This is a genomic window from Streptomyces sp. NPDC126503, from assembly GCF_040302405.1.
GTDB lineage: Bacteria > Actinomycetota > Actinomycetes > Streptomycetales > Streptomycetaceae > Streptomyces > Streptomyces gulbargensis.
On sequence record NZ_JBEORS010000023.1, the window covers coordinates 72899 to 98671 of the forward strand.

The window sequence follows — 25773 nt, forward strand, 5'->3', positions numbered from 1 at the left end:
GACGCGTACCCCGGCAACGTTAACGCCAGGCGCCTACTCGGCCGACGCGCCCGTCTTGCGCTCGACGGCCGCCTTGACCAGACCCGCGAAGAGGGGGTGCGGGCGGGTGGGGCGGGACTTCAGCTCCGGGTGCGCCTGGGTGGCGACCAGGTAGGGGTGGATCTCGCGCGGGTACTCGACGAACTCGACGAGCTTGTTGTCCGGGGAGGTGCCGGAGAAGACCAGACCGGCCTTCTTCTCCAGCTCCGCGCGGTAGGCGTTGTTCACCTCGTAGCGGTGGCGGTGGCGCTCCTCCACGTACGGCTGGTCACCGTAGGCCTCGCGGACGACCGAGCCCTCGGCGAGCTTCGCCGGGTAGAGGCCCAGGCGCATGGTGCCGCCGAGGTCGCCGGCGCCCTCCACGTACGCGAGCTGCTCCTCCATCGTGGAGACGACGGGGTGCGCGGTGGCCGGGTCGAACTCGGTGGAGTTGGCCTCGGGGATGTCGGCCAGGTTCCGGGCCGCCTCGATCACGATGCACTGGAGGCCCAGGCAGATGCCGAGCAGCGGGACCTTGTTCTCGCGGGCGTAGCGGATGGCGCCGACCTTGCCGGACACGCCGCGGTCGCCGAAGCCGCCGGGGATGAGGACGGCGTCGCAGTCGCCGAGCTGCTTCTCGGCGCCGACCGGGGTCTTGCAGTCGTCGGAGGTGACCCACTTGACCTTGACCCGGGCCTTGTTGGCGAAGCCGCCGGCCCGCATGGCCTCGGTGACCGAGAGGTAGGCGTCGGGCAGGTCGATGTACTTGCCGACGAGCGCGACGGTCACCTCGTGCTCGGGGTTGTGGACGCGATCGAGCAGGTCCTCCCAGACGGTCCAGTCCACGTCGCGGAAGGGCAGGTCGAGCTTGCGGACGACGTAGGCGTCGAGGCCCTCGGTGTGCAGGACCTTCGGAATGTCGTAGATCGACTTGGCGTCGATCGCGGCGACGACGGCGGCCTCGTCCACGTCGCACATCAGCGAGATCTTGCGCTTGATGGCGGTGGGGACCTCGCGGTCGGCGCGCAGCACGATCGCGTCGGGCTGGATGCCGATGTTGCGCAGGGCGGCGACCGAGTGCTGGGTCGGCTTGGTCTTCAGCTCGCCGGAGGGGCCGATGTACGGCAGCAGCGAGATGTGCACGACGAAGACGTTGTCGCGGCCGACCTCGTGGCGGACCTGGCGGACGGTCTCCAGGAACGGCAGGGACTCGATGTCGCCGACCGTGCCGCCGACCTCGGTGATGACGACGTCGACGTCGTCGGTGGCCATGCGGCGGATCCGGGACTTGATCTCGTTGGTGATGTGCGGGATGACCTGCACGGTGTCACCGAGGTACTCGCCGCGCCGCTCCTTGGCGATGACCTGGGAGTAGACCTGGCCGGTGGTGACGTTGGCCGAGCCGTCGAGGTCGACGTCGAGGAAGCGCTCGTAGTGGCCGATGTCCAGGTCGGTCTCGGCGCCGTCGTTGGTGACGAACACCTCACCGTGCTGGAAGGGGTTCATCGTGCCGGGGTCGACGTTGAGGTACGGGTCGAGCTTCTGCATCGTGACCCGCAGGCCCCGCGCCTTGAGGAGCGCACCCAGGCTGGAGGCGGTCAGGCCCTTGCCGAGGGAGGAGGCGACACCCCCGGTGACGAAGATGTGCTTGGTCGTCGTGGTGTTGGGCGGCATCGCCAAGAGGGGGCTCCCGTGGTCGCGTTCTGGAGGTGCGTTCCGGCGGCCCCTCGGGAAGAATCGGGGGGTGCCGTCGCTGCGGTTGCGGGGTCCTCGGCTCTCGCCGTTTCCCACCGGTCCACGGGGTACCAGGGTATCAGCGACGAAGGGAGACCGCTTCCGGCCACGCGTGGCAGTCGGGTGCACACGGACCGCGACGCGGCCCTCCGGGGAAGGGCTCTCCGGCGGGAAAAGGCCTGCTCGCCCGGGCTGCTCGTCCGGGTGGCGCAGCGCGTTTCGCCCGCGTGATCGCGCCGGTCACCCGGACGCGACGTATCCTGCTCGGAACTGCCTGCCGAGCCGGCCGGTCCACCGCACCACCCCGCGGGCCGACCGGAATCACGGGCTCGTCGACGACCCTCTGACCGCTGACCCAGCCGGCCCCCGCCTCCCGTCGGGCCGGCACATCAGGCACATTCGTAGCAAGCGCCCCACGGGGCGGACGTGGCCGTTCGACTGGAGTGAAGCACGTGGCCGGGCGTATCGAGGATTACGCACTCATCGGAGACATGCAGACCGCGGCGCTGGTCTGCCGGGACGGCAGTGTCGACTGGCTCTGCCTGCCCCGCTTCGACTCTCACGCGATCTTCGCCGGATTGCTCGGCACGGAGGAGCACGGATTCTGGCGGGTGGCCCCCGCCGTACCCGACGGCGCCGAGCCGGCCCACGCCGACCGGCGGCGCTACCGCGGCGACTCGCTCGTCCTGGAGTCGGAGTGGGACACCCCGCGCGGCTCGGTCCGGGTGACGGATTTCATGCCCCCGCGTGACGGGGCCCCGCAGCTCATCCGGATCGTGGAGGGCATCAGCGGCCGGGTGCCGATGCGTTCCTCGCTGCGCATGCGGTTCAGCTACGGCCGGATCGTGCCCTGGGTGCACAAGGTCGGGGACCGTACGGTCGCCGTCGCCGGGCCCGACTCGGTGTGGCTGGACACGGACGCGGAGACCCACGGCGAGCGTCTCACCACGTACTCCGAGTTCACGGTCACCCCGGGGGACCGGATCACCTTCACGCTGTCCTGGCAGCCCTCGCACAAGGAGCCGCCGCCGCTGCCCGAGCCGGAGGCCGCCCTGGAGGCCACCACCGACTTCTGGCGCGAATGGGTCGACCACTGCACCTACCACGGCCCGTACCGGGAGGCGGTGGTCCGCTCGCTGATCACCCTGAAGGCGCTGACGTACGCGCCGACCGGCGGCATCGTGGCGGCGCCGACGACCTCGCTGCCGGAGGAGATCGGCGGCGTACGGAACTGGGACTACCGCTACACCTGGCTGCGGGACGCGGCGATCACCCTCTCCTCGATGCTCCGCACCGGCTACCGCGAGGAGGCCCGCGCCTGGCGGGACTGGCTGCTGCGCGCGGTCGCGGGCGACCCGGAGAACCTGCAGATCATGTACGGCATCGCGGGCGAGCGGGAACTCGGCGAGGCGGAGCTGGACTGGCTGCCGGGGTACGAGAACTCGAGCCCGGTCCGGGTCGGGAACGGCGCCGCCAACCAGCTCCAGCTGGACGTGTACGGCGAGGTCACCGAGGCCCTCCACCTGGCCCACATGACGGGGCTGTCCCGCAACGACTACGCCGCCCTGCTCCAGCTGAAGCTGATCGAGTACCTGGAGAAGAACTGGAACCAGCCCGACGAGGGCATCTGGGAGGTGCGCGGACCCCGCCGCCACTTCACCCACTCCAAGGTGATGGCCTGGGTGGCGGTCGACCGGACGATCAAGCTGATCGAGTCCGGGGACGCCGACGGCCCGCTGGAGCGCTGGCGGGAGCTGCGCGACGAGATCCACCGGGACGTGTGCGAGAAGGGCTACGACAAGGAACGGAACACGTTCACGCAGTCGTACGGCTCGAAGGAGCTGGACGCCTCGCTGCTGCTGATCCCGCAGATGGGCTTCCTGCCGCCGGACGACAAGCGGGTGATCGGGACGATCGAGGCGATCCAGCGGGAGCTGTCCACGGAGGACGGGTTCGTGCTGCGGTACCCGACGGCCGGCGAGGAGGCCGGGGTCGACGGTCTGGAGGGTGACGAGGGCGCGTTCCTGGCGTGCTCGTTCTGGCTGGCGGACGACCTGGCGATGATCGGCCGGGTGGACGAGGCCCGCGTCCTGTTCGAGAAGCTGCTCTCGCTCCGCAACGACCTCGGCCTGCTCGCCGAGGAGTGGGACCCGCGGCTCCAGCGCCAGGTGGGGAACTTCCCGCAGGCCTTCAGCCACGTTCCGCTGATCGACACGGCGCTGCGCCTGACCGCCTCGGGCGCGTACGGCGGCTGACGGGCGCGTCGCGACCGGCCCCGGGGGGTGCTCCCCCCGGGGCCGGTGTGCGTCCCGGCGCCTCAGCGCAGGGCGTCGATCACCTCCCGGGCGGCGCGCTCGCCCTCGGTGGCGCCGCCTTCCATGAAGCCCTGGAAGTCGTACGAGCAGTGCTCGCCGCCGATGTGGACGTTGCCCTGGGCGGTGCCCTCGTAGCCCGCGTAGCGGTGGAGGTAGCCGACGGGCCAGCAGGAGTACGCGCCGAGGGTGTAGGGGTTCTTGTGCCAGGCGGAGAGCTGGGCGCGGCCCGTGTACGCCTTGGAGGTGCCGGGGAAGAAGGCGTCGACGCCCTTGAGGTGCCGGGCGACGAGGTCCCGGACGTACGGGTCGGACTCGGTGGAGAAGGGTCCGGCCGGGTTCAGTGACCGGGCCAGGCCGCCGCCGTGGTACTGGATGAGGATGCCGCCGGTGCCGCCCTGGATCTTGGTGGTGTCCCAGGTCTGCTGGACCTCGGTGTCGGTGAAGCAGTCGCCGGCGGAGACCCCGGGCCAGGGGCCGGTGCCGCGCCATGGGCGGGTGGCGAACTGCATGTTGAGCTTGGTGCAGTGGCCCATGCGGGCGTCCCTGAGCAGGTCGCGCATGAGGGGGTCGAAGCCCGCCCGGGAGAGGTCGAGCCCCTGGAGGACGGGCAGCGGGAGACACAGGACGGTGTGGTCCGCGGTGACCGTGCGGGTGGTGCCCGCCTCGGTGAAGGTGAGCGTCTGGGTGCCGTCGGCGTTGGCGCGCAGGGCCGTCAGGGACCAGCCCCTGCGCAGGGTGCCGGGGGCGAGCGCCCCGGCGATGGCGTTCGGGAGCCGGTCGTTGCCTCCGACGACGTGGTAGCGCTCGTTGGACAGGCCCCAGACGTTGAAGTTGCCGGGATTGGTCTGATAGCCCATCAGCAGGACGAGGGCGAGCGAGGACTGCTCGGTGGTGTCGGCGCCGTACTCGACGTTGTAGGCGACGTCGATGAAGCGGCCGAGCGGGGAGGAGTGGCCGCCGGGGACGCGGGTCTCGATCCACTCGTATATCGACATGTTGTCCAGCGCGGTGCCGGCGGGCGTGCTCTGGTTCCACTTCACCTCCCCCGCCTCGATCAGGTCCCGGTGGAGGGCCTGGTAGACGGCCTTGAAGTCCTCGTCGGCCTGGTGGCGCGGGTAGTAGGCGCCGTGGAACCAGAGGACCTCCTCGGCCCCGTTGGGGCCGCCGCCGAGGAAGTCCTCGACGGCGAGGCCGAAGCGTCGGCAGAGTTCGAGCATCTTCTTGTGACTGGTGTCGATCAGCTCGCCGCCGATCTCGGACGTCTGCCCGTAGGCCCAGTGGTCGCGCTGCGTCCACATGCGTCCGCCGACCCGGGAGGGGTTGGCCTCGTAGAGCACCGGGGTGAGCCCGGCGTCCTGGAGAGTGAGGGCGGCGGTGAGACCGGAGATCCCGGCGCCGACGACGGCGATCCGGGCGGTGCTCCTGACCGGACGGTCGGGAACGGGGGCGGCGGCGGCGGGACCGGCGGCCACGGTGCCCGCGCCGGCCGCGAGCCCGGCCGCGGCGGCGTACTTGAGGAGGGTGCGGCGCCCGAGCGCGTCGGAGCGCAGGCCGCGGAGTTCGTCGACGGGGATGCCGAGCCGTCGGGCGCCGGCGTGCTCGGCGGCCAGCCGGTTCAGGAGGTGCATCGGGTGGGTGCGTGCCATGGGGCTCTCCTGTGCGATGGGGGTGGGGTGGGTCCGGCTCCGGTGGCGGTCCGGGGCCGGTGGTTCCGGTGGGTCCTGGGCGGGTGGTCCCAGGGCCCGGTGGCGGTCCGGGCCGGTGGGGTCAGCCCCGGGGCGCCGCGGCGGGTTCGGGCTCGGGGACCGCGTCCTCGCGTTCGACGGCGTCCTCCAGGACGATCCGGCCGATGACCTCGTAGCGCTCGGGCCGCCTGAACTTGAGGTGGAGGCCGAGGCCGAGGCCGCCGAGGAGGACGAGGCCGACGATCCAGGGGATGGCCTCGAAGAAGAGGGAGTCGGCGGCGAGTCCGGCCGCGGTCTCCATGTTGACGACGAGGAGCACGACCACGGCGGCCATGCCGATCCCGCCGAGGAGCGGCGCGGTGAGGGTCCTGAACCAGTGCCGGTCCTCGGGATGGTTCTTGCGGAAGTAGCCGATGACCGCGAAGGAGCACAGGGTCTGGACGATGAGGATCGCCATCGTCCCGAGGATGGCGAGCAGGGTGTAGAGGTGGATGTACGGGTCCTGGCCGGTGAGCCAGAAGGCGCCCACGAGGACGACGGCGACGGCGCTCTGGGTGAAGGAGGCGACGTAAGGCGACCCGTGCCGGGCGTGCGTACGGCCGAGGGCCGGGTGGAGGAAGCCCTCGCGCCCGATGGCGTACAGGTAGCGGGAGGCGCACTGGTGGAAGGCCATGCCGCAGGCGAAGGAGCCGGTGAGCAGCAGCCACTGGAAGGCGTCGACGGCCCAGGCGCCGATGTAGGACCGGGTGGGCGCGAAGAACAGGTCGAGGGGGGTGGCGGAGGAGGAGAGCGTCACGGAGCCGGCGAGGCCGTTCCCCGCGATCGTCATCCACGACACGTAGATGTAGAAGAGGCCGACGCCGATGACGGAGATCAGGGTGGCGCGCGGGATCACCCGCTTGGGGTCGCGCGACTCCTCGCCGTACATCGCGGTGGACTCGAAGCCGACCCACGACCAGAAGGCGAAGAAGAGGCCGAGGCCGGCGGAGGCGCCGGTGAAGGCGTTCTTGGGGTTGACGGGCTCCAGGGGTATCCCGTCGGGTCCGCCGCCGGAGATCAGGACGGCGGTGGCGACCGCGAAGAGGACGGCGATCTCCGCGATCAGCATGACGCCGAGGGCTTTGGCGGTGAGATTGATGTCGAAGTAGGAGAGGACGGCGGTGACGGCCAGCATGACGGCGGCGTAGAGGATCCACGGCAGGTCCACGCCGAGCTGGTCGGCGACGGTCGTCCGGGCGAAGTAGGCGAAGACGCCGACGATGGAGGCCTCGAAGACGATGTACGCGAGGACGGCGAGCATGCCGGAGGCCATGCCGGCGATCCGGCCGAGGCCGTGCGAGATGTAGCCGTAGAAGGCGCCGGCGGCGGTGATCCGCCGGGCCATGGCGACGTAGCCGACCGAGAAGACGGTCAGGACGAGGGTCGCGAAGAGATAGCCGGCGGGCGCGCCGGTGCCGTTGCCGAAGCCGACGGCGATGGGAAGGTTGCCGGTCATGGCGGTGATCGGGGCGGCGGTGGCGACGGCCATGAAGACGACGCCGACCAGACCGACGGAGTTCGCCTTGAGCCGGTGGACCTCTGGGGTGGATTTCTCTGCCATGGCGCGAGAGCATCCTCGCGAGTGACGTAGGCCACAATCGACATGCGGTCGCGCAATTCGCGCCACGGGGCGACGAGTTGTCGCCCTGGGGGGCGAGTGGTCCGGTCCCGTGACCGCGGGGTGATGTCGCGGAAACACGGACGCGGGTAGCGTCCGGGCCCATGGAGAGTCAGGGCGGGATCACCGTGCGGCGGGCCCTCGAGCTCCCGGGTCTGCGCGGCGGGCTCCCGGAGGTCGTGGCGTGCGCGGACCGGCTGCACCGCACGGTGCGCTGGGTGCACGCGGGCGAGGTGCCGAACATCGCCTCGCTGCTCAAGGGCGGTGAGCTGCTGCTCACGACGGGGCTGGGCCTCGGGACCCGCCCGGCCGAGCAGCGGGCTTTCGTGCGGCGGCTCGCGGACCGGGGCATCGCCGCGCTCGTGGTCGAGCTGGGCCCCCGCTTCGACCGGCTGCCGGCGACGATCGTGGAGACGGCGCGGGCGGCGGGCCTGCCGCTGGTGCAGCTGCACCGCGAGGTGCCGTTCGTGGCGGTGACGGAGGAGATCCACACCGAGATCGTCAACGGCCACTACGCGCTCCAGCGGCAGGCCGAGGAGGTGCACCGGCAGTGCACCGAGGCACTGCTCGGCGGTGGCGGGGTGCCGCAGGTGCTGCGCATCCTGTCGGACTTCGCCGCCAACCCGGTCTTCCTGGAGACGGCGGACGGGCAGCTGCTGTACGCGGCGGGCACCGCGCCCGGCCCGGCGGACCCGCTCCAGGTGTGGGACGGGCTGCGCGGCCGGCGGGCGGCCCGCGCGTCGGGGCCGCCGACCGGCACGGTCCTCGTCGACGTGCCGGGCGGCGGGCCGGGGGCGGGTTCGGTACGGGCCCGGCTGGTCGTCCTCGCGGTCTCCGGTACGCCGGCTCCCGTGCACCGGATGGCCGCCGAGCGGGCGGCGGGGCTGCTGGCCGTGGTGCTGATGCAGGCCCGGCAGGAGGAGGAGCTCGCGGCGCGCGGCCGGGGCGATTTCCTGACGGACCTGGCGGAGGGGCGGATCTCGGCGGAGGACGCACCGGCGCAGGCCCGGGTCCTCGGCTTCAAGCCGGGTGACGGGCCGCTGCTGCCGGTGGTGATGCGCCTGGCGGCGGAGCTGTCCCCGGCGGGGAACTGGGCGCTGCTGGCCCGGGCCGTCCTGGAGGAGCTGGCCTCCGTCGGGGTGCCCGTGCTGCTCGGTGTCCGGCCGGTGGAGGGCCGGGTGCCGCTGCTGCTGGGGCTGCGGACGGAGTCGGAGCGCACGGCGGTCGCGGACCGGGTGGCGGCGGCTCTGCGGGCGGGGGTGGAGCGGGCGGGCCTGGAGAGGACCGGGGCGCATCCGCCGGTGGTCGTGGTGGGCGTGGCGGGCGGCTGGGCGGCGGCCTCGGCGGGGCTGCGGCACGCGGCGGAGACGGCCACGGCGGCGCAGGGCCTGTCGGACCGGCCGTGGTACGACGCGCGGCGGCTCGACATCGACCTGCTGCTGTGGCGGCTGCGGGACCATCCGGACCTGGCGGCCTTCGTGGAGCGGGCGATCGGTCCGCTGCGCGACCACGACCGTGCCGCGCGGCCGCCGCTGCTGCCGACCCTGGAGACGTATCTGGCGCACGCGGGCCGCAAGGCGGAGACGGCCCGGGAGCTCCACCTCAACCGGCAGACGCTGTACAACCGGCTGGCCCGCATCTCCGAGCTGCTCGGTACGGACCTCGACGACCCGCAGACGGTGCTGGCCCTCTCGCTGGCCCTGCGCGCGCGGCGCCACACGACGTGACGGCGGCGGCGGGACCGGAGGCCGGTCCGGGGCGCTTCCGGCACCCGGAAAACAGCGAAGGCAAGGAACACCCGTCCCTCGCCACTCTTAACCTATAGCACACAGGGGGCCTTGCGGCAAGGCCCCCTTCGTACCGCAGAATCACAGGCCTCACCCCCCGAGCTGCGGAAATGGGAGATTCACCGAAGTGTGCTCCAGTGCGTTCGACCTGCCCGACCGACTCTCCCCCAAGGCCGACCCGGCACTGATCGCCGGTGACGAGAAGCATTTCGCCGCCGTCGCCGAGAGCCTGGAGCAGTCGATCACCGAACTGTCCGACCGCCTGGCCGAGGTGCGCAGGGCGCCGGGCGGCGCCGGCCGCGAGGCCATGGAACGGGACTCCGAGATCCACCGGCTCAGCGGCCGGCTGCGCACCCTGCGCCGCTTCGGCCTGGACCTGTGCCTGGGCCGGGTCGTCGGCGCGGGCGACGAGGAGCCGGTGTACATCGGGCGCCTCGGCCTCACCGACAGCACCGGCCGCCGCCTGCTCGTCGACTGGCGCACCCCCGCGGCGGAACCCTTCTTCGCCGCCACCCACGCCCATCCGATGGGGCTCGTCAGCCGCCGCAGGTACCGGTGGTCCGGCGGGCGCGTCACGGACTACTGGGACGAGGTGTTCACCGCCGAAGGCCTCGAAGGGCACGCGGCCCTGGACGACCAGTCGGCCTTCATCGCGAGCCTGGGCGGTAACCGGTCCGAGCGGATGCGCGACGTCCTCGCCACCATCCAGGCCGACCAGGACGCCATCATCCGCGCGGGCTCCAAGGGCGCCCTCGTGGTCGACGGCGGCCCCGGCACCGGCAAGACCGTCGTGGCCCTGCACCGGGCGGCGTACCTCCTGCACTCCGACCCGCGCCTGGGCCACCGCAGGGGCGGCGTGCTGTTCGTCGGCCCCCACCAGCCGTACCTGAACTACGTCGCCGACGTGCTGCCGAGCCTCGGCGAGGAGGGGGTGCGGACCTGCACCGTACGGGACCTCGTCCCCGAGGGCGCGCGGGCGGTCGCCGAGACCGATCCGGAGGTGGCCCGGCTGAAGTCCTCGGTGGCCATGGTCCGCACGATCGAGCTGGCGGCCCGGTTCTACGAGGAGCCGCCCACCGAGGGGCTGACGGTCTCCACCCCCTGGGCGCAGATCCCGCTGACCGCCGACGAGTGGACCGAGGCCTTCGAGGCCGCCGAGGGCGCCCCGCACAACGAGGGCCGCGAACTCATCTGGGACGAACTGGGCACGATCCTCCTCGAGAAGCTGCAGGACGACGTCCCCGAGGACCAGTTCCGCCGCGCCCTGCGGTACGACAAGGAGCTGTCGGGTGCCCTCGCCTCGGCCTGGCCGCTCCTGGAGGCGACGGACCTCGTCGGGGACCTGTGGTCGGTGCCCGCCTACCTGCGGCTGTGCGCGCCGTGGCTGGCCGCGGACGAGGTGCGCCGCCTGCAGCGGGCGGACGCCCAGGCCTGGACGGTCTGCGACCTGCCGCTCCTGGACGCGGCGCGGCAGCGGCTCGGCGACCCGAAGGCGTCCGTGCGCAAGCGGCGGCACGACGCCGCCGTCGCGGCCGAGCGCGAGCGGATGGCCGGGGTCATCGACAACATCGTGCGGTCCGACGCGGACGGCGAGGGCGCGGTCACCATGCTGCTGGGCAGGGACCTCCAGGACACCCTGATCGACGGGAGCGCGCTGCCCGGCGCCCTGACGGACCCGCTCGCCGGGCCCTTCGCGCACATCGTGGTGGACGAGGCGCAGGAACTCACCGACGCCGAGTGGCAGATGCTGCTGTCGCGCTGCCCTTCGCGGAGCTTCACCGTCGTCGGCGACCGCGCCCAGGCCCGGCACGGCTTCACGGAGTCGTGGACGGAGCGGCTGGAGCGGGTCGGCATGGACCGGATCGAGGTGACCTCGCTGGGCATCAACTACCGCACGCCGGAGGAGGTCATGACGGAGGCGGAGACGGTGATCCGGGCGGCTCTCCCCGACGCCAACGTACCGGTCTCGGTCCGCAGCACGGGTGTACCGGTCGTCCACGGCCCCGTGACGGAGCTGGACGCGGTCCTGGCCGGCTGGCTCGCCGAGCACACCGAGGGCGTCGCCTGCGTCATCGGTGCCCCCGCCTTCAGGGAGCGCCCGCGCGTCCGCTCCCTCACGCCCGGACTGTCGAAGGGCCTGGAGTTCGACCTGGTCGTCCTGGTCGACCCGGAGGCCTTCGGCACGGGCATCGAGGGAGCGGTGGACCGTTACGTCGCCATGACCCGCGCGACGCAGCGGCTGGTGGTCCTGCGCACGGCTGCCTGACCGCGCCACCGGCCGGCCTGGCCCCCTCAGCGCCCGGACAGTTCGTCGTACACGCTGAGCACGTGGGCGATCGTCTCGTCCTCCGTCGGCCAGGTCCTGGCCTGCGTCCGGCCGGCCGCCGCCAGGTCCATGCGGCGGTCCGTGTCCTCGAGCAGACCGCGGACCGCCTCCGCCAGGGCGGCCGCGTCGCCGTACGGGACGAGTTCGGCCGCGTCGCCGACGAGTTCGGGCACGCCGCCGACGGCCGTCGCGACGAGCGGCACGCCGAGGCGCAGGGCCTCCTGGGCCAGCAGCGAGCGGGCCTCCCAGCGGGACGGGAGGACGGCGATGTCCGCCGCGGCGAGCAGTTCCGCCACGTCGTCGCGGCGGCCGATGAGCCGGACGGCCAGGCCCTCGTCCTCGATCCGCCGCTGGAGCTGGGCGCGCCGCGGGCCCTCGCCGGCGACGACCAGAAGCGGCTGGGGGTCGAGTTCGCGCCACACGCGCGCCGCGTCGAGCAGCGTCCCGTACCCGCGGCCTCGTTCGAGCGCGCCGACGGCCATCAGCAAAGGCCGCTCGACGGCGCCGAGTTCGGCGCGGGCCTTGCCGTCCTGGAGGCAGACGGGCCCCCGCCCGGCCGGTACGGCGACGGGCGCGAGCCGGGCGTCCCGCGCGCCGCGTCTGCGGGCCCGGTCCACGAGTTCCGAGGAGGTGGCGAGGACGACCGCCGCGGCCCGCGCGGTCCTGCGCTCCAGGAGCCGCAGGACGCCGCCGCGCGGCCCGTCCGCGTGGGCCCGGGTGTGCCAGGTGGTGACGAGCGGGGTACGGGCCGGGGTGCCGCCGCCGGAGAGGGCGAGGGCGGCCCGCACGGAGGCGTGCAGGCCGTGGGCGTGCACGACGTCCGCGCCGATGGAGGCGTTGCGGACGGCGGCGACGGCCGCCAGGTCGCCGGGGCCCGGCAGCGGGACGAAGTGCGCGCCCGCGCCGGCGTAGTCGTAGACGCGGTCCAGGCCGGCCGGGGCGCACACGGTCACCCGCACGCCCCTGGCCACCAGCCCCGAGGCAAGTGATCGGACGTGCGCGCTGCTGCCCGCGCTGCCACCGCCCAGCACCTGGACCGTACGGAGCTGTGTCACGCGCCCAAGGATGCCAGCCCGGGCCCGGGACCGTACGCACGTTCCGGCGCCGAAATGGCGTCGTCCCCTTGCGCGGTCGGGGTCCCGGCGGCCGGATCCCGACCCTCGGATCACCCACACGGGTGAGCGCGCGGGAGGGGCCTTCCGGCGCCCGTCCTCCCCGCGCGCCGGCGGTCACGTCCGGGCGCCGTCCCACTCCCCCCAGGCCGCGGCGGCGATCAGCCCGGCCGCGTGGACGACGAGCCCCGTCCGCCCGTTCCCGGCGGCGACGGCCGCGCCGAGGGCGGCACCGAGCGCGTGCGCGCCGGTGTCGCCGAGCATGGTCTTCTCCCCCAGGTCGTCGGCGAGCACGGCCAGCGCCGCGCCGACCGGGGCGGCGGCGAGCGGGGCGGCGGCGGGTCCCCGGAGCAGTCCCGGCAGGCCGAGCCCGAGCACCAGGAGTCCGGCGCGGCCCGGCCGTACGTCCGTCAGGTTGACCAGGTGGGCGGTCCCGGCGATGACGACGCCCGCGAGGAGCTTGTCGGCCGGCCGCTCCTTCAGGAGGGCCCCGGCGACCAGCGACGCGGCGCCGATCCCGAAGAGCTTCACCGCCCCGCTGGTGACCTCGCCGTGCCGCAGCGCCGCCAGGTGGGCGCGGAAACCGCGCCGGTGGTCGCCGCGCACGTCGTCGTACGCCCCGCAGGCACCGGCCGCGAGGACGGCGAGCGCGACCGGGCCGCTGCCGGCGCCGGCCGCCGCGCCCAGGGCGGTCGCCGGCCCCGCGTACAGGTCGACGCTCCGCCCCGCGTGGTTGGTGCGCAGCCACCGGCCGCCGGGTCCCCGGCGGCGCACCCCTTCGTACACGGCGCGGGTCACGCCGGCGGCGAGCCCGAAGGCGGCGAGCCCGTTCACACGTCGGCCCGGGCGGTGGCGAGCAGTTCCTCGGCGTGCGCGCGCGCCGTCTCGGAGTCCTCCTGGCCGGCGAGCATCCGGGACAGCTCCCGCACCCGCTCCTCGCCCTCGAGGACGGTCACGCCGGAGCGGGTCACCGAGCCGTCGCTGGTCTTCTCGACCAGCAGCTGCCGGTCGGCGAAGGCGGCCACCTGCGGAAGGTGGGTGACGACCACGACCTGCGCGCTCCTGGCCAGCTTGGCGAGCCGGCGGCCGATCTCCACGGCCGCCTTGCCGCCGACGCCCGCGTCGACCTCGTCGAAGAGGTACGTCGGCACGGGGTCGACCCCGGCGAAGACGACCTCGACGGCGAGCATCACCCGGGACAGTTCACCGCCCGAGGCCCCCTTGGCGATCGGGCGCGGCGGGGCCCCGGGGTGCGGGGCGAGCAGCAGCTCCACCTCGTCGGCGCCGGACGGACCGTACGCGACGCGCCGGCCGCCGACCTCGACGCCCTCCGGGTCCTCGGTCTGCCGGATGTCGAAGGACACGCGCGCGTGCGGCATGGCGAGGGAGGCCAGTTCGGCGGTGACCGCGTCGGCGAAGCGGGCGGCGGCCTCGGTCCGGGCGTCGGTGAGCCGCTGCGCGAGCACGGACAGCTCGTCGCGCAGCCGGTCCCGCTCGGCGGTCAGCTCCTCCACGCGGTCGTCGTCGCCGTCGAGCTCGCCGAGGCGCGAGGCGCTCTCCTCCGCCCAGGCGAGGACGGCCGAGACGTCCTCCCCGTACTTCCGGGTCAGCTGGGTCAGGGCGGCCCGCCGCTCCTCGACGGCGGCCAGCCGCAGCGGATCGGCGTCCAGGTTGTCGGCGTAGCCGGCGAGCTCTCCCGCCACGTCCGCGAGGAGGATGGAGATCTCCTCGGTCCGGTCGGCGAGCGCGGCGAGCGCGGGATCGTGCGCCCGTACGGTCTCCAGGGCGCGGCCCGCGCCCGCGACGAGGGTCGTGGCGTCGACGGCCTCGGGGTCCTCGGGGTCGCCGGCGAGCGCGCGGTGGGCGAGCGCGGCGGCGGAGGCGAGGGCCTCGGCGTGTCCGAGGCGCTCGGCCTCCGCGGCCAGTTCGACGTCCTCCCCGGCGCGCGGGGCGACGGCCTCGATCTCCGTGAGCCCGAAGCGCAGCAGGTCGGCCTCCTGGGCTCGCTCACGTGCCCGGGTGGTGATCTCCTCCAGCTCGGCGGTGACGGCCCGCAGCCGCTTGTACGCCGTGCCGTACGCGGCGAGGGGGACGGAGACGCCCTCCCCGGCGTACCGGTCGAGCGCGCCGCGCTGCCGGGCGGGCTTGAGGAGGCCCTGCTGGTCGGTCTGGCCGTGGACGGCGACGAGCTCGTCGGCGAGCTCCGCGAGCAGCCCGACGGGCACGGAGCGCCCGCCCAGGTGGGCCCGGGACCGCCCTTCCGCCGAGATGGTGCGGCTCACCAGGAGCGCGCCGTCGTCGAGCTCCGCCCCGGCCTCCTCGGCGCGTACGGCGGCGGGCGCGCCCGCGGGCACGGTGATCCGCCCCTCGACGACGGCCGAGGCCGCGCCGATCCGTACCAGGGCCGGGTCGGCCCGTCCGCCCAGCAGCAACCCCAGGCTGGTCACGACCATGGTCTTGCCCGCACCGGTCTCACCGGTCACCGCGGTGAAGCCGGGCGACAGCTCGACCACCGCGTCGTCGATGACCCCGAGCGACCGTATCCGCATCTCCTCCAGCACGCCCCAGACCATACGAGGTTTCCCGGGTCGGATGCGACATCGGCCCCGTGCGTCACCCGTGAGGGCGTGGATCAGTGGGGGGCGCCGCGCCAGCCGGAGACGGGCAGGGCGAACTTGGCGACGAGCCGGTCCGTGAAGGAGGCGTGGTGGAGGCGGGCGAGCCGGACGGGGACGGCGCCGCGCCGGACCTCGACGCGCGCGCCCGCCGGGAGCTCCACGGTCCGCCGCCCGTCGCACCACAGGACGCCGTGCGGGGTGTGCGGCTCGACCTCCACGGCCAGGACCGAGTCGGGGGTGGTGACGAGCGGCTTGGCGAAGAGGGCGTGCGCCCCGATCGGGACCATGAGGAGGGCCTCCACCTCCGGCCAGACGACCGGTCCGCCCGCCGAGAAGGCGTAGGCGGTGGAGCCGGTGGGGGTCGCGCAGATCACCCCGTCGCAGCCGAAGCCGGTCACCGGGCGCCCGTCGATGGCGAGGACGACCTCCAGCATGCGCTCCGGGGAGACCTTCTGAACGGCGGCCTCGTTGAGCGCCCAGTCGCGGTGCAGCACGTCCCCGTTCTGGTGGACGGCGACGTCGAGCGTCATCCGCTCCTCGACCTCGTACGCCTTGGTGACGACCCGGTCGACGACCTTGTCCAGGTCGTCCCGCTCGGCCTCGGCGAGGAAGCCGACGCGGCCGAGGTTGACGCCGAGCATGGGGACGCCGGAGGCGCGGGAGAACTCGGCCCCGCGCAGCAGGGTGCCGTCGCCGCCGAGGACGACGAGCAGTTCACAGCCGTCGAGGGCGTCGGAGCAGGCCTCCGGCACCTTCTCGACGGAGGGGGGCAGCGGCAGGTCCGCGGCCTCGGCCTCGAGGACGCGGACGCCTATGCCGCTGCGCAGCAGCCCCAGGACGACCAGTTCGGCGCTGCGCACGGCGGCCGGCCGGCCGGTGTGCGCGAGCAGGAAGACGGTACGCGGTGCTGACTCTGGTGCTGCTGCCGATGAACTCAACGAGGTCCCTCCGCCACGGCCCGGTCGACGTCGGCCGGATCCAGCGCGGGCGCTCCTGCCCGCAGCCACAGAAAGTACTCGACGTTTCCGGAGGGGCCGGGCAGCGGGCTCGCCGTGACGCCCAGGACACCGAGTCCGAGCTCCCCGGCCTGCCGCGCGACGTTCTTCACGGCGTCGGCGCGGAGTTCGTCGCTCCGCACCACTCCGCCGGACCCGAGCCGCTCCTTACCCACTTCGAACTGCGGTTTCACCATCAGGACGAGGTCGGCGTCGGGGGCGGTGCAGGCGACGAGGGCGGGCAGCACGAGGCCGAGGGGGATGAAGGAGAGGTCGCCGACGACGAGATCGACGGGAATGCCGTCGATGGCGTCGAGTGTCAACTCGCGCACGTTGGTGCGGTCCTTCACGGTGACGCGGGCGTCGCTCTGCAGCGACCAGGCGAGCTGTCCGTAGCCGACGTCGACGGCGACGACATGGGCGGCGCCGGCGCGCAGCAGGACATCGGTGAAGCCTCCGGTGGAGGCGCCCGCGTCGAGGGCGCGCCGGCCCTCGACCCGAAGCCCCCGGGGGACGAAGGCGTCGAGGGCACCGGCGAGCTTGTGGCCGCCGCGCGACACGTAGTCGGGGTCGGAGTCGTCCTGGGCGACGACGATGGCCGCGGCCGTTTCGACCTGGGTGGCGGGCTTGGTGGCGACGGTCTTGCCGACGGTCACCCGGCCCGCGGCGATCAGCTGGCCGGCGTGCTCGCGCGACCGCGCGAGTTTGCGCCGGACCAGCTCGGCGTCGAGACGGCGGCGTGCCACTCCTGCCACGTTCGGTTCAGCTCCTGTTGTCGTGCGGTCGGGGGGCGGGGTGCGCGTCGAGCGAGGTCAGCTCGGCGCGCAGTCCACGGTGTACATCCTCGTACACGGCCGGGTGCCGGTCCGCCGGGAGGCGGTCGACCTCGGCCAGCCGCTCCAGATGCGCGTCGACGGCGGCGTACCCGGTGGGCTCCCGGGGCACGCCGAGGGGCTCACCGCCCGTCTCCGGCCCCGCGCCGCCGTCCGGTACGGAATCGGGTGCGCGCGCGGGGCCGGGCGCCGGGTCCGCGCGCGCGGCGGTCCCGGCGGCCGGGGCGGCGTCGTCGTGGCTCCTGTCCGCCCCGGGGGCCGGGTGCCCCTCCGGGGCCCGGCCGGGATCCACGCCCGGGGCCGGGTCCCGCCCCGTGTCCTCGCTCGTGCCCGCACCCCCGCCGGGCACCGCTTCCGGCTTCGCATCGCTCATGCCCCGACGCTACCGCGAAGCCCTGCGGTACCGTCGTCGGCGATGGCGACGATCACGGAGTGCCGCGCGGCACTGGACAGACTCTCCGACGACCTGGCCGGGTCGGACGGCGGTGTACGGGGCGCCGCCGGGCTCGACCGCACCCTGAGCTGCCACCTCACCGACCTGGACACCACCTTCACCGGCCGCCTCGCGGACGGCCGGATCCACGTCGAGGAGACGGTCCCCGGGCCGCCGCCCGCGAAGGCGCAGATCCGGCTCGCGATGACCGGCGACGACCTGGTGGCGATGGTCGACGGCACACTGAACTTCGCGAAGGCCTGGGCCTCCGGCCGGGTCCGTCTGGAGGCGGGCCTCCGCGATCTGCTGCGGCTGCGGTCCGCGCTGTAGGCGCCGTCGGCCCACCGGGCGCTCGCGCACCCGGCGCACGGACCGACGCCGCGTACGCCCCCGCCCGGGGCCAGGCCTCACTTCCCGAGCGCGGGCTCCGGCCGGGGGGCGGAGGTCTCGGCGGCGGCCGGCTCCGGGGCCGCGGCGGGCCGCCGGGACCGCGCCTGACGGCCGGCCGGGACGACCAGCGGGGTGCCCGTCTCCGGGTCCTCGATGACCTGGCAGCGCAGCCCGAAGACCTTCTCGACGAGCTCGGCGGTCACCACCTGGGACGGCGGGCCCTCCGCGACGACCTCGCCGCCGCGCACGGCGATGAGGTGGGTGGCGTACCGGGCCGCGTGGTTGAGGTCGTGCAGGACGGCGACGAGCGTCCGCCCCTGCGTCTCGTGCAGCTCGGCGCAGAGGTCGAGGATGTCGATCTGGTGCTGGATGTCGAGGTAGGTGGTCGGCTCGTCCAGCAGGAGGAGCGGGGTCTGCTGGGCGAGGGCCATGGCGATCCAGACGCGCTGGCGCTGGCCGCCGGACAGCTCGTCCACGAAGCGTTCGGCGAGTTCGGCGACCCCGGTGGCCTCCATGGACTCCTGGACGATCCGCTCGTCCTCGGGCGACCACTGGCGCAGCAGGCCCTGGTGCGGGTAGCGGCCGCGGGCGACGAGGTCGGCGACGGTGATGCCGTCGGGGGCGATGGACGACTGGGGCAGCAGGCCGAGGGTCCTGGCGACCTTCTTCGCCGGCAGGCTGTGGATCGACTCCCCGTCGAGCAGGACCCGGCCCCGGGCCGGCTTCAGCATCCGGGACAGGGCCCGCAGCAGCGTGGACTTGCCGCAGGCGTTGGGGCCGACGATGACCGTGAAGGAGTGGTCGGGGATCTCGACGGAGAGGTCGCGGGCGATGACCCGCTGCTCGTAGGCGAGGGTGACCGCCTCCGCGCCGAGCCGCTGCCGTCCGCGCCGCTCCTGCCGCTGACCGTCCATACCCGTACTCCCGTTGTTCTTGTCCGTGGTCATATGCGGCCCGCCTTGCGTTCGGTGACGAGCAGCCAGAGCAGATAGCAGCCGCCGAGGATGCCGGTGACGACCCCGACGGGCAGCTGGCGCTCCCCGAAGGCGTTGGTGGCCAGCCAGTCGGCGGCGAGCAGCAGCACCGCGCCCATGAGGGCGGAGGCGCCGAGGTTGGGGCCGGGCGTCCGGGTCAGCCGACGGGCCAGCTGCGGGGCGCTCAGCGACACGAAGACGATCGGCCCGGCGGCGGAGGTGGCGACGGCGACGAGCAGGACGGCCGAAGCCATGAGGAGGATCCGGGTCCGCTCGACCTTCACACCGAGGGCGTACGCGGCGTCGTCACCCATCTCCAGCATGCGCAGGGCCCGGCCGTGCCCGAGGACGAGCGGCAGCAGGACGCAGCAGACGGTGAGGAGCGGCCAGAACTGGGCCCAGTCGCGCCCGTCGAGGGAGCCCGTCATCCACACGGTGGCGCGGGTGGCGTCCACCAGGTTCGCCTTGGTGATCAGGTAGTGGATGACCGAGGTCAGCATGGCGGCGGCGCCGATGCCCACGAGCACGAGCCGGTAGCCGTGCACGCCCTTCTTCCACGCCAGCAGGTAGATCGCCGCGCCGGTGACGAGCCCGCCGACGACGGCCCCGCCGGCCGCGGCGGCGGCGCTGCCCTGGAAGAGGACGATGACGGTGAGCGCGCCGACGGTGGCGCCCTGCCCGAAGCCGATGACGTCGGGGCTGCCGAGCGGATTGCGCGAGATCGACTGGAAGACGGCCCCGCCGACAGCGAGCGCGGCGCCGACGAGGACGGCGACGAGGACGCGCGGCAGCCGGATCTCCATGACGGCGAATTCCTGGACGAGCGTGCCCTTGCCCAGGAGGGTGTCGACGACCTCGCCGGGCGTCATGGGGAAGTCTCCGGTGCCGACGAGCACGACGGCACCGGCCAGGGTCAGCACGAACAGCCCGAGCACGGACAGCGCGCCGCGGGGCGCGTACCGCACGGAGAGCCCTCCCGCGGTCCGCAGGGTCTTGGTGGTCACAGCTGGGCCATCCTCTTGCGGCGTACGAGTCGGATGAAGACGGGCCCGCCGACGAGGGCGGTCACGATGCCGACCTGGAGTTCGGCGGGGCGGGCGATCATGCGCCCGATCACGTCGGAGCCGAGCAGCAGCACGGGCGCCAGGACCGCCGCGTACGGCAGGATCCAGCGCATGTCCGGCCCGGTCAGGGCCCGCACCATGTACGGCACCATGAGGCCGAGGAAGACGATGGGCCCGCAGGCGGCGGTGGCGGCCCCGCACATGAGGGTGACGGCGGCCATGGCGATGACCCGCGTGCGGTTGATGTGGGCGCCGAGGGCGCGGGCGGTGTCGTCGCCCATCTCCATGGCGTTCAGGGGCCGGGAGATGAGGAGGGCGAGGACGGCGCCGGCGAGGATGAAGGGGGCGACCCGGCCGACGGTGTCCATGGTGGCGGAGGCGAGGGAGCCGACCGTCCAGAACCGCAGCCGGTCGAGGGCCGCGGAGTTGAGCAGCTGGACGGCGTTGACGTACCCGTAGAGCGCGGCGGTGGCGGCGGTTCCGGCGAGGGCGAGCCGGACGGGCGTGGCGGTGCGGCTGCCGCCGAGGACGTACACGACGACGGAGACGACGGCGGCGCCGGCGAAGGCGAACCAGACGTAGTCGCGGACGTCGTCCACGCCGAGGAACGCGATCGCGGACACGACGGCCGCCGCGGCACCGGCGTTGACGCCGAGGAGGCCGGGCTCGGCGAGCGGATTGCGGGTCAAGCCCTGCATCACGGCCCCGGACAGGCCGAGGGCGAGACCGACGAGCAGCCCGAGGAGGGTCCGGGGCACGCGGACGTCGCGCACGATGATGTCGTTGCCCGTGCCGGTGGGGTCGAACAACCCGTGCCACACATCGCCCAGCGGCATCGGCTTGGCACCGATCATGATGCTCAGGACACAGATCAGCAGCAGGACGCCGACGGCGCCGACCAGACCGACGGCGCGCACGGAATTCCGGCGCGTCGGCTTCTGGGCAGCGCCTGTCGACTCCGCGCTCGCACGGGAGGGACTCTCGACCAACACGGAGTTAGGTTAGCCTATCCAACTCTGCTGGCCGGAAGGGGAACCGGCGGCCCTCCGCAGGTGGCTCAAGGCCCCTACAGGCCCAGCCTCGCCAGCGCCTTCCCCGCGTCCAGGCCGCACGCCCCGTCGCCCGCGGAGGTCCACGCCGCCCCGCACAGGGCCCGCACGCCGTCCATCGCGTCCCCCGCCCCGTCACGGCCACCGTCGCCGTCCTCCGGTGCCCCCGGGCCAGCCGGCCGCAGCGTCAACTCCCCGCCCTCCACGGCCGCACGCCACCCGCCGCACACGAACGCCCCGCCGTCCGCGGGGACCACCTCGGGCTGCCCCTCCAGCAGGCCCCGCAGGTCCCGCGCCACGTACGTGGGCCGGTGCTGCGGGACCGCGGCGAGCAGCGTCGCCACATCGGTGACACCGGTCAGGACCAGCAGCGAGTCCACGTCCCCGTTGAACGCGCCCTCGATGTCGGTGTCCAGGCGGTCCCCGACGACCAGCGGGCGCTCGGCCCCGGTCCGCAGCACCGTCTCCCGGTGCATGGGCGGCTGCGGCTTCCCCGCCACCTTCGGCTCCACGGCGCCCCCGGTCGCGATCCGTACGACCTCCACCGCCGCCCCGTTCCCGGGCCCGATGCCCCGCGCCCCGGGAATCGTCAGGTCGGTGTTGGAGGCGTACCAGGGCACTCCGCGCGCCACCGCGTACGCGGCCTCCGCGAACCGCCCCCACGGCAGGTCGGGCCCGCCGTACCCCTGGACGACGGCGACCGGCTCGTCGTCCGCCGACTCCACGGGCACCAGGCCCCGTTCGCGCAGGGCGACCCGCAGCCCCTCCCCGCCGATCACCAGCACCCGCCCGCCGGCCGGCACGTCCTCGGCGATCATCCGGGCCACGGCCTGCGCCGAGGTGACCACGTCCGCGCCCCGCGCCGGCACCCCCAGCTCGGTCAGGTGCGCGGCCACGGCGTCCGGCGTGCGCAGCGCGTTGTTGGTGACGTAGGCCAGGTGCATGCCGCCGTCGCGGGCCGTACCGAGCGCCTCGACGGCGTACCGGATGGCCTCGCCGCCCGCGTACACCACCCCGTCCAGGTCGAGGAGCGCCGTGTCGTACGCCGCGCTCAGCGCGACCTCGCTGCCCCCGGGCCGCGTCCTCACGTGCCGCCGCTCCTGCCCGCTTCGCGCCATGACCCCGTACTCCTCACATCGCCCGGTGAAATTTCCCCCGCTCCCCCGATCATCGCTCATGCCCGCGCCCCACATACGATGACGAGATGAACACCTCAGGTCACGCGGCCGCCGACGCCCGCGCTGCCGCCGCAGGGTTGCGCCTGCGTCCGTTCCGCGGACTCCGTTACGTCCCCGAGCGGGTCGGCAGTCTGGCCGCCGTGACGTCGCCGCCCTACGACGTCGTCGTACGACCTGACGGGCTGCTCCACCTGGAGTCCGCCGACCCGCACAACATCGTCCGGCTGATCCTGCCGCAGGCCATCACCGCCGGCACCCGCCACCGCAAGGCGGCCGTCACCCTCGACCGCTGGATCGCGGAGGGCGTCCTCGCCCCGGACCCCGAACCGGCGCTCTACGTCTACGAGCAGTACGGCGACGGCATCCTGCAGCGGGGGATCATCGGAGCCCTGGAGCTCACCACCCCCGACGAGGGCGTGGTCCTGCCCCACGAGGACGTGATGCCGCACGTGGTGGAGGACCGCGCGGCCCTGATGCGGACGACGGCGGCCAACCTGGAGCCGCTGCTCCTCACCTACCCGGGCGACGGCGACGGCGCCGCCACGGTCGTCGAGCGCACCGTGGAGCGCGAGCCGCTGCTGTCCACCACCACCGAGGACGGGTTCCAGCACCGCCTGTGGTCGGTCACGGACCCGGCCGAGCTGGCGGCGGTGGCGGCCGACCTCGCCCGCCACCAGGCTCTCATCGCGGACGGCCACCACCGCTGGGCGACCTATCTGCGGCTGCGCGACGAGCACCGGGCGCCGGGACCGTGGAACTACGGCCTGGTCCTCCTCATCGACACCGTCCGCTACCCGCTGCGGGTCCGCGCGATCCACCGTCTTCTCAACCGGCTGCCGGTGGCGGACGCCCTCACGGCGGTGGGCGACGCCTTCCGCGTCCGCCGCCTGGACGGGCCCTTGCCGGCGGCCCTCGACGCCCTCGCCTCGGCTGCGGCCGAGGGCAACGCCTTCCTGCTCGCCGGCGACGGCGGTTTCCACCTCCTGGACCGCCCGGACCGGGACCTCCTGGCCCGGACGATCCGCACGGACCGCCCGGAGGCCTGGCGCACCCTGGACGCGACGGTCCTGCACTCCACGCTCCTGGACCACGTCTGGCACATCCCGGACGCCCCCGAGGAGATCGCCTACATCCACGACACGGAGGCGGCCGTCGAGCAGGCCGAGCGCCGCGGCGGTACGGCGGTCCTGATGCACCCGGTGCGCGAGGAGGTCGTCCGGGACCTGGCCCGGCAGGGCGTCACGATGCCCCGCAAGTCGACCTCCTTCGGCCCCAAGCCGGCCACGGGCCTGGTCCTGCGGAGCCTCGCGCTCGACTGAGGCGTCCGGGAACGACAGAAGGGCGGCACCCCGATGGGGTGCCGCCCTTCTTCCACGTCAGTCGCGGTCGTCATCCTCGTCGGCGTCGTCGGCGTCAGGGTGCTCGCCCTGCTCCTCCGCCGTCTCGTCGAACGCGTCGACGAACTCGACGCCGTCCAGCTCCGCGAGCCGGTCGGAGGCGTCGGTGGCACCGTCCTTGTCGGCTTCCAGGGCCTTGGCGAACCACTCGCGCGCCTCGCGCTCCCGCCCTGCGGCCAGCAGCGCGTCGGCGTAGGCGTACCGCAGGCGCGCGGTCCACGGGTGGACGGCGCTGGAGGCGAGCTCGGGGCTCTGCAGCGTCACGATGGCCGCGTCGAGCTGCCCCATGTCGCGGCGGGCGCCGGCGGCCACGAGCCGCATCTCGACCTGCCCGGCCTTGTCCAGCTTCTGCACCTCGGGCTCACCGGCCATGGCCAGCGCCCTCTCGGGCCGGCCCATGCCGCGCTCGCAGTCGGCCATGACGGGCCAGAGGTCGACCCCGCCGCTCATCCGCCGCGCGGCCCGGAACTCGGCCAGCGCCTCGGAGTACTTCTGCGTCGCGTACGCGGCGAAGCCGGCGGCCTCGCGAACGGCGGCGACGCGGGAGGCGAGCCGCAGGGCGATCCGGGAGTACTCGTACGCCTTCTCCGGGTCCTCGTCGATCAGCTGGGCGACCATGACCAGGTTGCGCGACACGTCCTCCGCGAGCCCCTTGGGCAGGCTCATGAGCTCCTGGCGCACGTCCGGGTCGATCTCCTCACCGGTGACCTCCGGCGGAATCGGCAGCCGCTTGATCGGCGCCCGGTCCCCACGGTCCCGGTCGTCCCGGCGCCCGAATCCGCCCCGGTCGTCACGACCCCGGTAACCCCCGCGGTTGTCGTCCCGCCGGTCGTCGCGACGGAAGCCACCGCCACCCCGGCTGTCGTCACGGCGCGGCCCACGGGGCCGGTCGTCACGGCGGTCGTCCCGCGAGAACGAGGACGAGGGCCGGTCATCCCGGCGGAACGACGGACGCTCGTCGCGACGGTCGTCACGGCGGAAGCCACCGCCACGGTTGTCATCACGACGGTCGTCACGGGGGAAAGAAGGCCGGTCGTCACGGCGGAACGACGGACGCTCATCGCGCCGCTCGTCGCGACGGAACGACGGACGCTCGTCACGACGCTCATCGCGGCGGAACGAGGGCCGGTCGTCACGACGGTCATCCCGGCGGTCGTCGCGTCGCTCGTCCCGGCGGAACGACGGACGCTCGTCGCGACGGTCGTCACGGCGGAAACCACCGCCACGGTTGTCATCACGACGGTCGTCACGGGGGAAAGAAGGCCGGTCGTCACGGCGGAACGACGGACGCTCATCGCGCCGCTCGTCGCGACGGAACGACGGACGCTCGTCACGGCGGTCGTCACGGCGGAAACCACCGCCACCACGGTTCTCACCGCCGCGGTTGTCACCACCGCGGTTGTCGTCCCGGCGGTCATCGCGACGGAAGCCACCGCCACGGTTGTCATCACGACGGTCGTCGCGACGGAACGACGGCCGGTCGTCACGTCGCTCGTCACGGCGGAACGACGGCCGGTCGTCACGACGGTCGTCGCGGCGGAAGGCGGGCCGGTCACCGCCGCGGTTGTCGTCACGGCGGAAGCCACCGCCACGGTTGTCATCACGACGGTCGTCACGGGGGAAAGAAGGCCGGTCATCGCGGCGGAAACCGCCGCCACCGCGGTTGTCGCCACCGCGAGTGTCGTCACGACGGAACCCACCACCACGGTTGTCGTCACGACGGAACCCGCCACCACGGTTGTCGTCGCGGCGGAAACCGCCGCCACCACGGTTGTCACCGCCACGGTTGTCACCACCGCGGTTGTCGTCGCGACGGAAGCCACCGCCACGGTTGTCATCACGGCGGAAACCGCCGCCACCACGGTTGTCACCACCACGGTTGTCGTCACGACGCGGCCCACGGAAGCCGCCCCGCTCGCCACCGTCCTTGCGGCGCGGCTCGCGCTCCGGTCGGTCGTCGGGAGAGTTGGTGGACATCGGCGTGACTCCTGTCTTCGGGTACTGCAGTCATTCTCGCGCAGCCGGCACTCCGCCGCGCATCGGCAAAAAGCCTGGGGAAAAACAAAAGGACCCCTGGTCCCAGCATGAACGCTGGGACCAGGGGTCCTGAAATATTGTTCGGCGGCGTCCTACTCTCCCACAGGGTCCCCCCTGCAGTACCATCGGCGCTGAAAGGCTTAGCTTCCGGGTTCGGAATGTAACCGGGCG

At 73.7% G+C, this 25773-nt stretch carries 19 protein-coding genes, 1 rRNA gene and 1 pseudogene; 5 read left to right on the plus strand and 16 right to left on the minus strand.

The features are described 5' to 3' along the window. Window positions 1-33: 33 nt before the first annotated feature. Window positions 34-1692, minus strand: coding sequence for a CTP synthase (pyrG, locus tag ABTY40_RS25325; RefSeq protein WP_352061634.1), 1659 nt, complete (start codon window positions 1690-1692; stop codon window positions 34-36). 512 nt (window positions 1693-2204) lie between these two features. On the opposite strand from pyrG, the gene ABTY40_RS25330 reads away from it, so the two are divergent. Further along, on the plus strand, window positions 2205-4007 hold the full coding sequence (locus ABTY40_RS25330; RefSeq protein ID WP_352061635.1) for a glycoside hydrolase family 15 protein: 1803 nt from the start codon (window positions 2205-2207) through the stop codon (window positions 4005-4007). Between the two features lie 62 nt (window positions 4008-4069). Here ABTY40_RS25330 and ABTY40_RS25335 read toward each other — a convergent pair whose 3' ends face one another. Beyond that, complete coding sequence (locus ABTY40_RS25335) at window positions 4070-5713, minus strand: flavin monoamine oxidase family protein (protein ID WP_352061636.1); 1644 nt, start codon at window positions 5711-5713, stop codon at window positions 4070-4072. Window positions 5714-5834: 121 nt separating this feature from the next. After that, a complete protein-coding gene (locus ABTY40_RS25340) occupies window positions 5835-7352 on the minus strand; it encodes an APC family permease (RefSeq protein WP_352061637.1) in 1518 nt (505 codons plus the stop codon). Between the two features lie 161 nt (window positions 7353-7513). Between ABTY40_RS25340 and ABTY40_RS25345 the strand changes: the two genes are divergently transcribed. Continuing rightward, window positions 7514-9136, plus strand: coding sequence for a PucR family transcriptional regulator (locus ABTY40_RS25345; protein WP_352061638.1), 1623 nt, complete (start codon window positions 7514-7516; stop codon window positions 9134-9136). A gap of 187 nt (window positions 9137-9323) precedes the next feature. Then, window positions 9324-11462: an RNA polymerase recycling motor ATPase HelR gene (gene helR, locus ABTY40_RS25350; protein ID WP_352061639.1), complete on the plus strand. Its 2139-nt coding sequence runs from the start codon at window positions 9324-9326 to the stop codon at window positions 11460-11462. Window positions 11463-11488: 26 nt separating this feature from the next. On the opposite strand, the gene ABTY40_RS25355 is transcribed toward helR, so the two are convergent. The 6 genes from ABTY40_RS25355 to ABTY40_RS30940 all read right to left on the minus strand — a co-directional run bounded on the left by ABTY40_RS25355 (window position 11489) and on the right by ABTY40_RS30940 (window position 17453). Then, the gene (locus tag ABTY40_RS25355; protein ID WP_352061640.1) at window positions 11489-12577 is read right to left on the minus strand and encodes a glycosyltransferase family 4 protein; all 1089 of its coding nucleotides are present in this window, start codon (window positions 12575-12577) and stop codon (window positions 11489-11491) included. 174 nt (window positions 12578-12751) lie between these two features. Further along, complete coding sequence (locus ABTY40_RS25360; RefSeq protein ID WP_352061641.1) at window positions 12752-13468, minus strand: hypothetical protein; 717 nt, start codon at window positions 13466-13468, stop codon at window positions 12752-12754. Further along, complete coding sequence (gene recN, locus ABTY40_RS25365; RefSeq protein ID WP_352061642.1) at window positions 13465-15207, minus strand: DNA repair protein RecN; 1743 nt, start codon at window positions 15205-15207, stop codon at window positions 13465-13467. The genes ABTY40_RS25360 and recN overlap by 4 nt, the downstream gene beginning before the upstream one ends. 59 nt (window positions 15208-15266) lie before the next feature. Next, window positions 15267-16190 carry an NAD kinase gene (locus ABTY40_RS25370; protein ID WP_352061643.1) on the minus strand — a complete coding sequence of 308 codons (924 nt, stop codon included), beginning with the start codon at window positions 16188-16190 and terminating at the stop codon, window positions 15267-15269. After that, on the minus strand, window positions 16187-17002 hold the full coding sequence (locus tag ABTY40_RS25375; RefSeq protein WP_352061644.1) for a TlyA family RNA methyltransferase: 816 nt from the start codon (window positions 17000-17002) through the stop codon (window positions 16187-16189). Before ABTY40_RS25375 ends, ABTY40_RS25370 begins: the two co-directional genes overlap by 4 nt. 7 nt (window positions 17003-17009) lie before the next feature. Continuing rightward, entirely contained in the window at window positions 17010-17453 is a 444-nt protein-coding gene (locus tag ABTY40_RS30940; protein ID WP_502990672.1) for a hypothetical protein, read from the minus strand. 42 nt (window positions 17454-17495) lie between these two features. On the opposite strand from ABTY40_RS30940, the gene ABTY40_RS25385 reads away from it, so the two are divergent. Next, entirely contained in the window at window positions 17496-17843 is a 348-nt protein-coding gene (locus tag ABTY40_RS25385) for an SCP2 sterol-binding domain-containing protein (RefSeq protein WP_345286736.1), read from the plus strand. A gap of 77 nt (window positions 17844-17920) precedes the next feature. Here ABTY40_RS25385 and ABTY40_RS25390 read toward each other — a convergent pair whose 3' ends face one another. From ABTY40_RS25390 to ABTY40_RS25405, 4 genes are all read right to left on the minus strand, one after another. Continuing rightward, entirely contained in the window at window positions 17921-18817 is an 897-nt protein-coding gene (locus tag ABTY40_RS25390; protein WP_352061652.1) for an ABC transporter ATP-binding protein, read from the minus strand. A gap of 29 nt (window positions 18818-18846) precedes the next feature. Then, a complete protein-coding gene (locus ABTY40_RS25395) occupies window positions 18847-19881 on the minus strand; it encodes a FecCD family ABC transporter permease (RefSeq protein ID WP_352061645.1) in 1035 nt (344 codons plus the stop codon). Next, a complete protein-coding gene (locus tag ABTY40_RS25400) occupies window positions 19878-20933 on the minus strand; it encodes an iron chelate uptake ABC transporter family permease subunit (protein WP_352061646.1) in 1056 nt (351 codons plus the stop codon). Before ABTY40_RS25400 ends, ABTY40_RS25395 begins: the two co-directional genes overlap by 4 nt. Before the next feature lie 74 nt (window positions 20934-21007). Continuing rightward, the gene (locus tag ABTY40_RS25405; protein ID WP_352061647.1) at window positions 21008-22108 is read right to left on the minus strand and encodes an HAD hydrolase-like protein; all 1101 of its coding nucleotides are present in this window, start codon (window positions 22106-22108) and stop codon (window positions 21008-21010) included. Between the two features lie 86 nt (window positions 22109-22194). Between ABTY40_RS25405 and ABTY40_RS25410 the strand changes: the two genes are divergently transcribed. Further along, window positions 22195-23487, plus strand: a complete 1293-nt coding sequence (locus tag ABTY40_RS25410) for a DUF1015 domain-containing protein (protein WP_352061648.1) — start codon at window positions 22195-22197, stop codon at window positions 23485-23487. 57 nt (window positions 23488-23544) lie between these two features. On the opposite strand, the gene ABTY40_RS25415 is transcribed toward ABTY40_RS25410, so the two are convergent. The 3 genes and pseudogenes from ABTY40_RS25415 to rrf all read right to left on the minus strand — a co-directional run. Further along, on the minus strand, window positions 23545-24291 hold the full coding sequence (locus ABTY40_RS25415; protein ID WP_352061653.1) for a tetratricopeptide repeat protein: 747 nt from the start codon (window positions 24289-24291) through the stop codon (window positions 23545-23547). Window positions 24292-24306: 15 nt separating this feature from the next. Then, window positions 24307-24915: pseudogene (locus ABTY40_RS30945) on the minus strand (hypothetical protein); the annotation flags it as partial. 766 nt (window positions 24916-25681) lie between these two features. After that, window positions 25682-25773, minus strand: a 5S ribosomal RNA gene (rrf, locus tag ABTY40_RS25425); the annotation flags it as partial.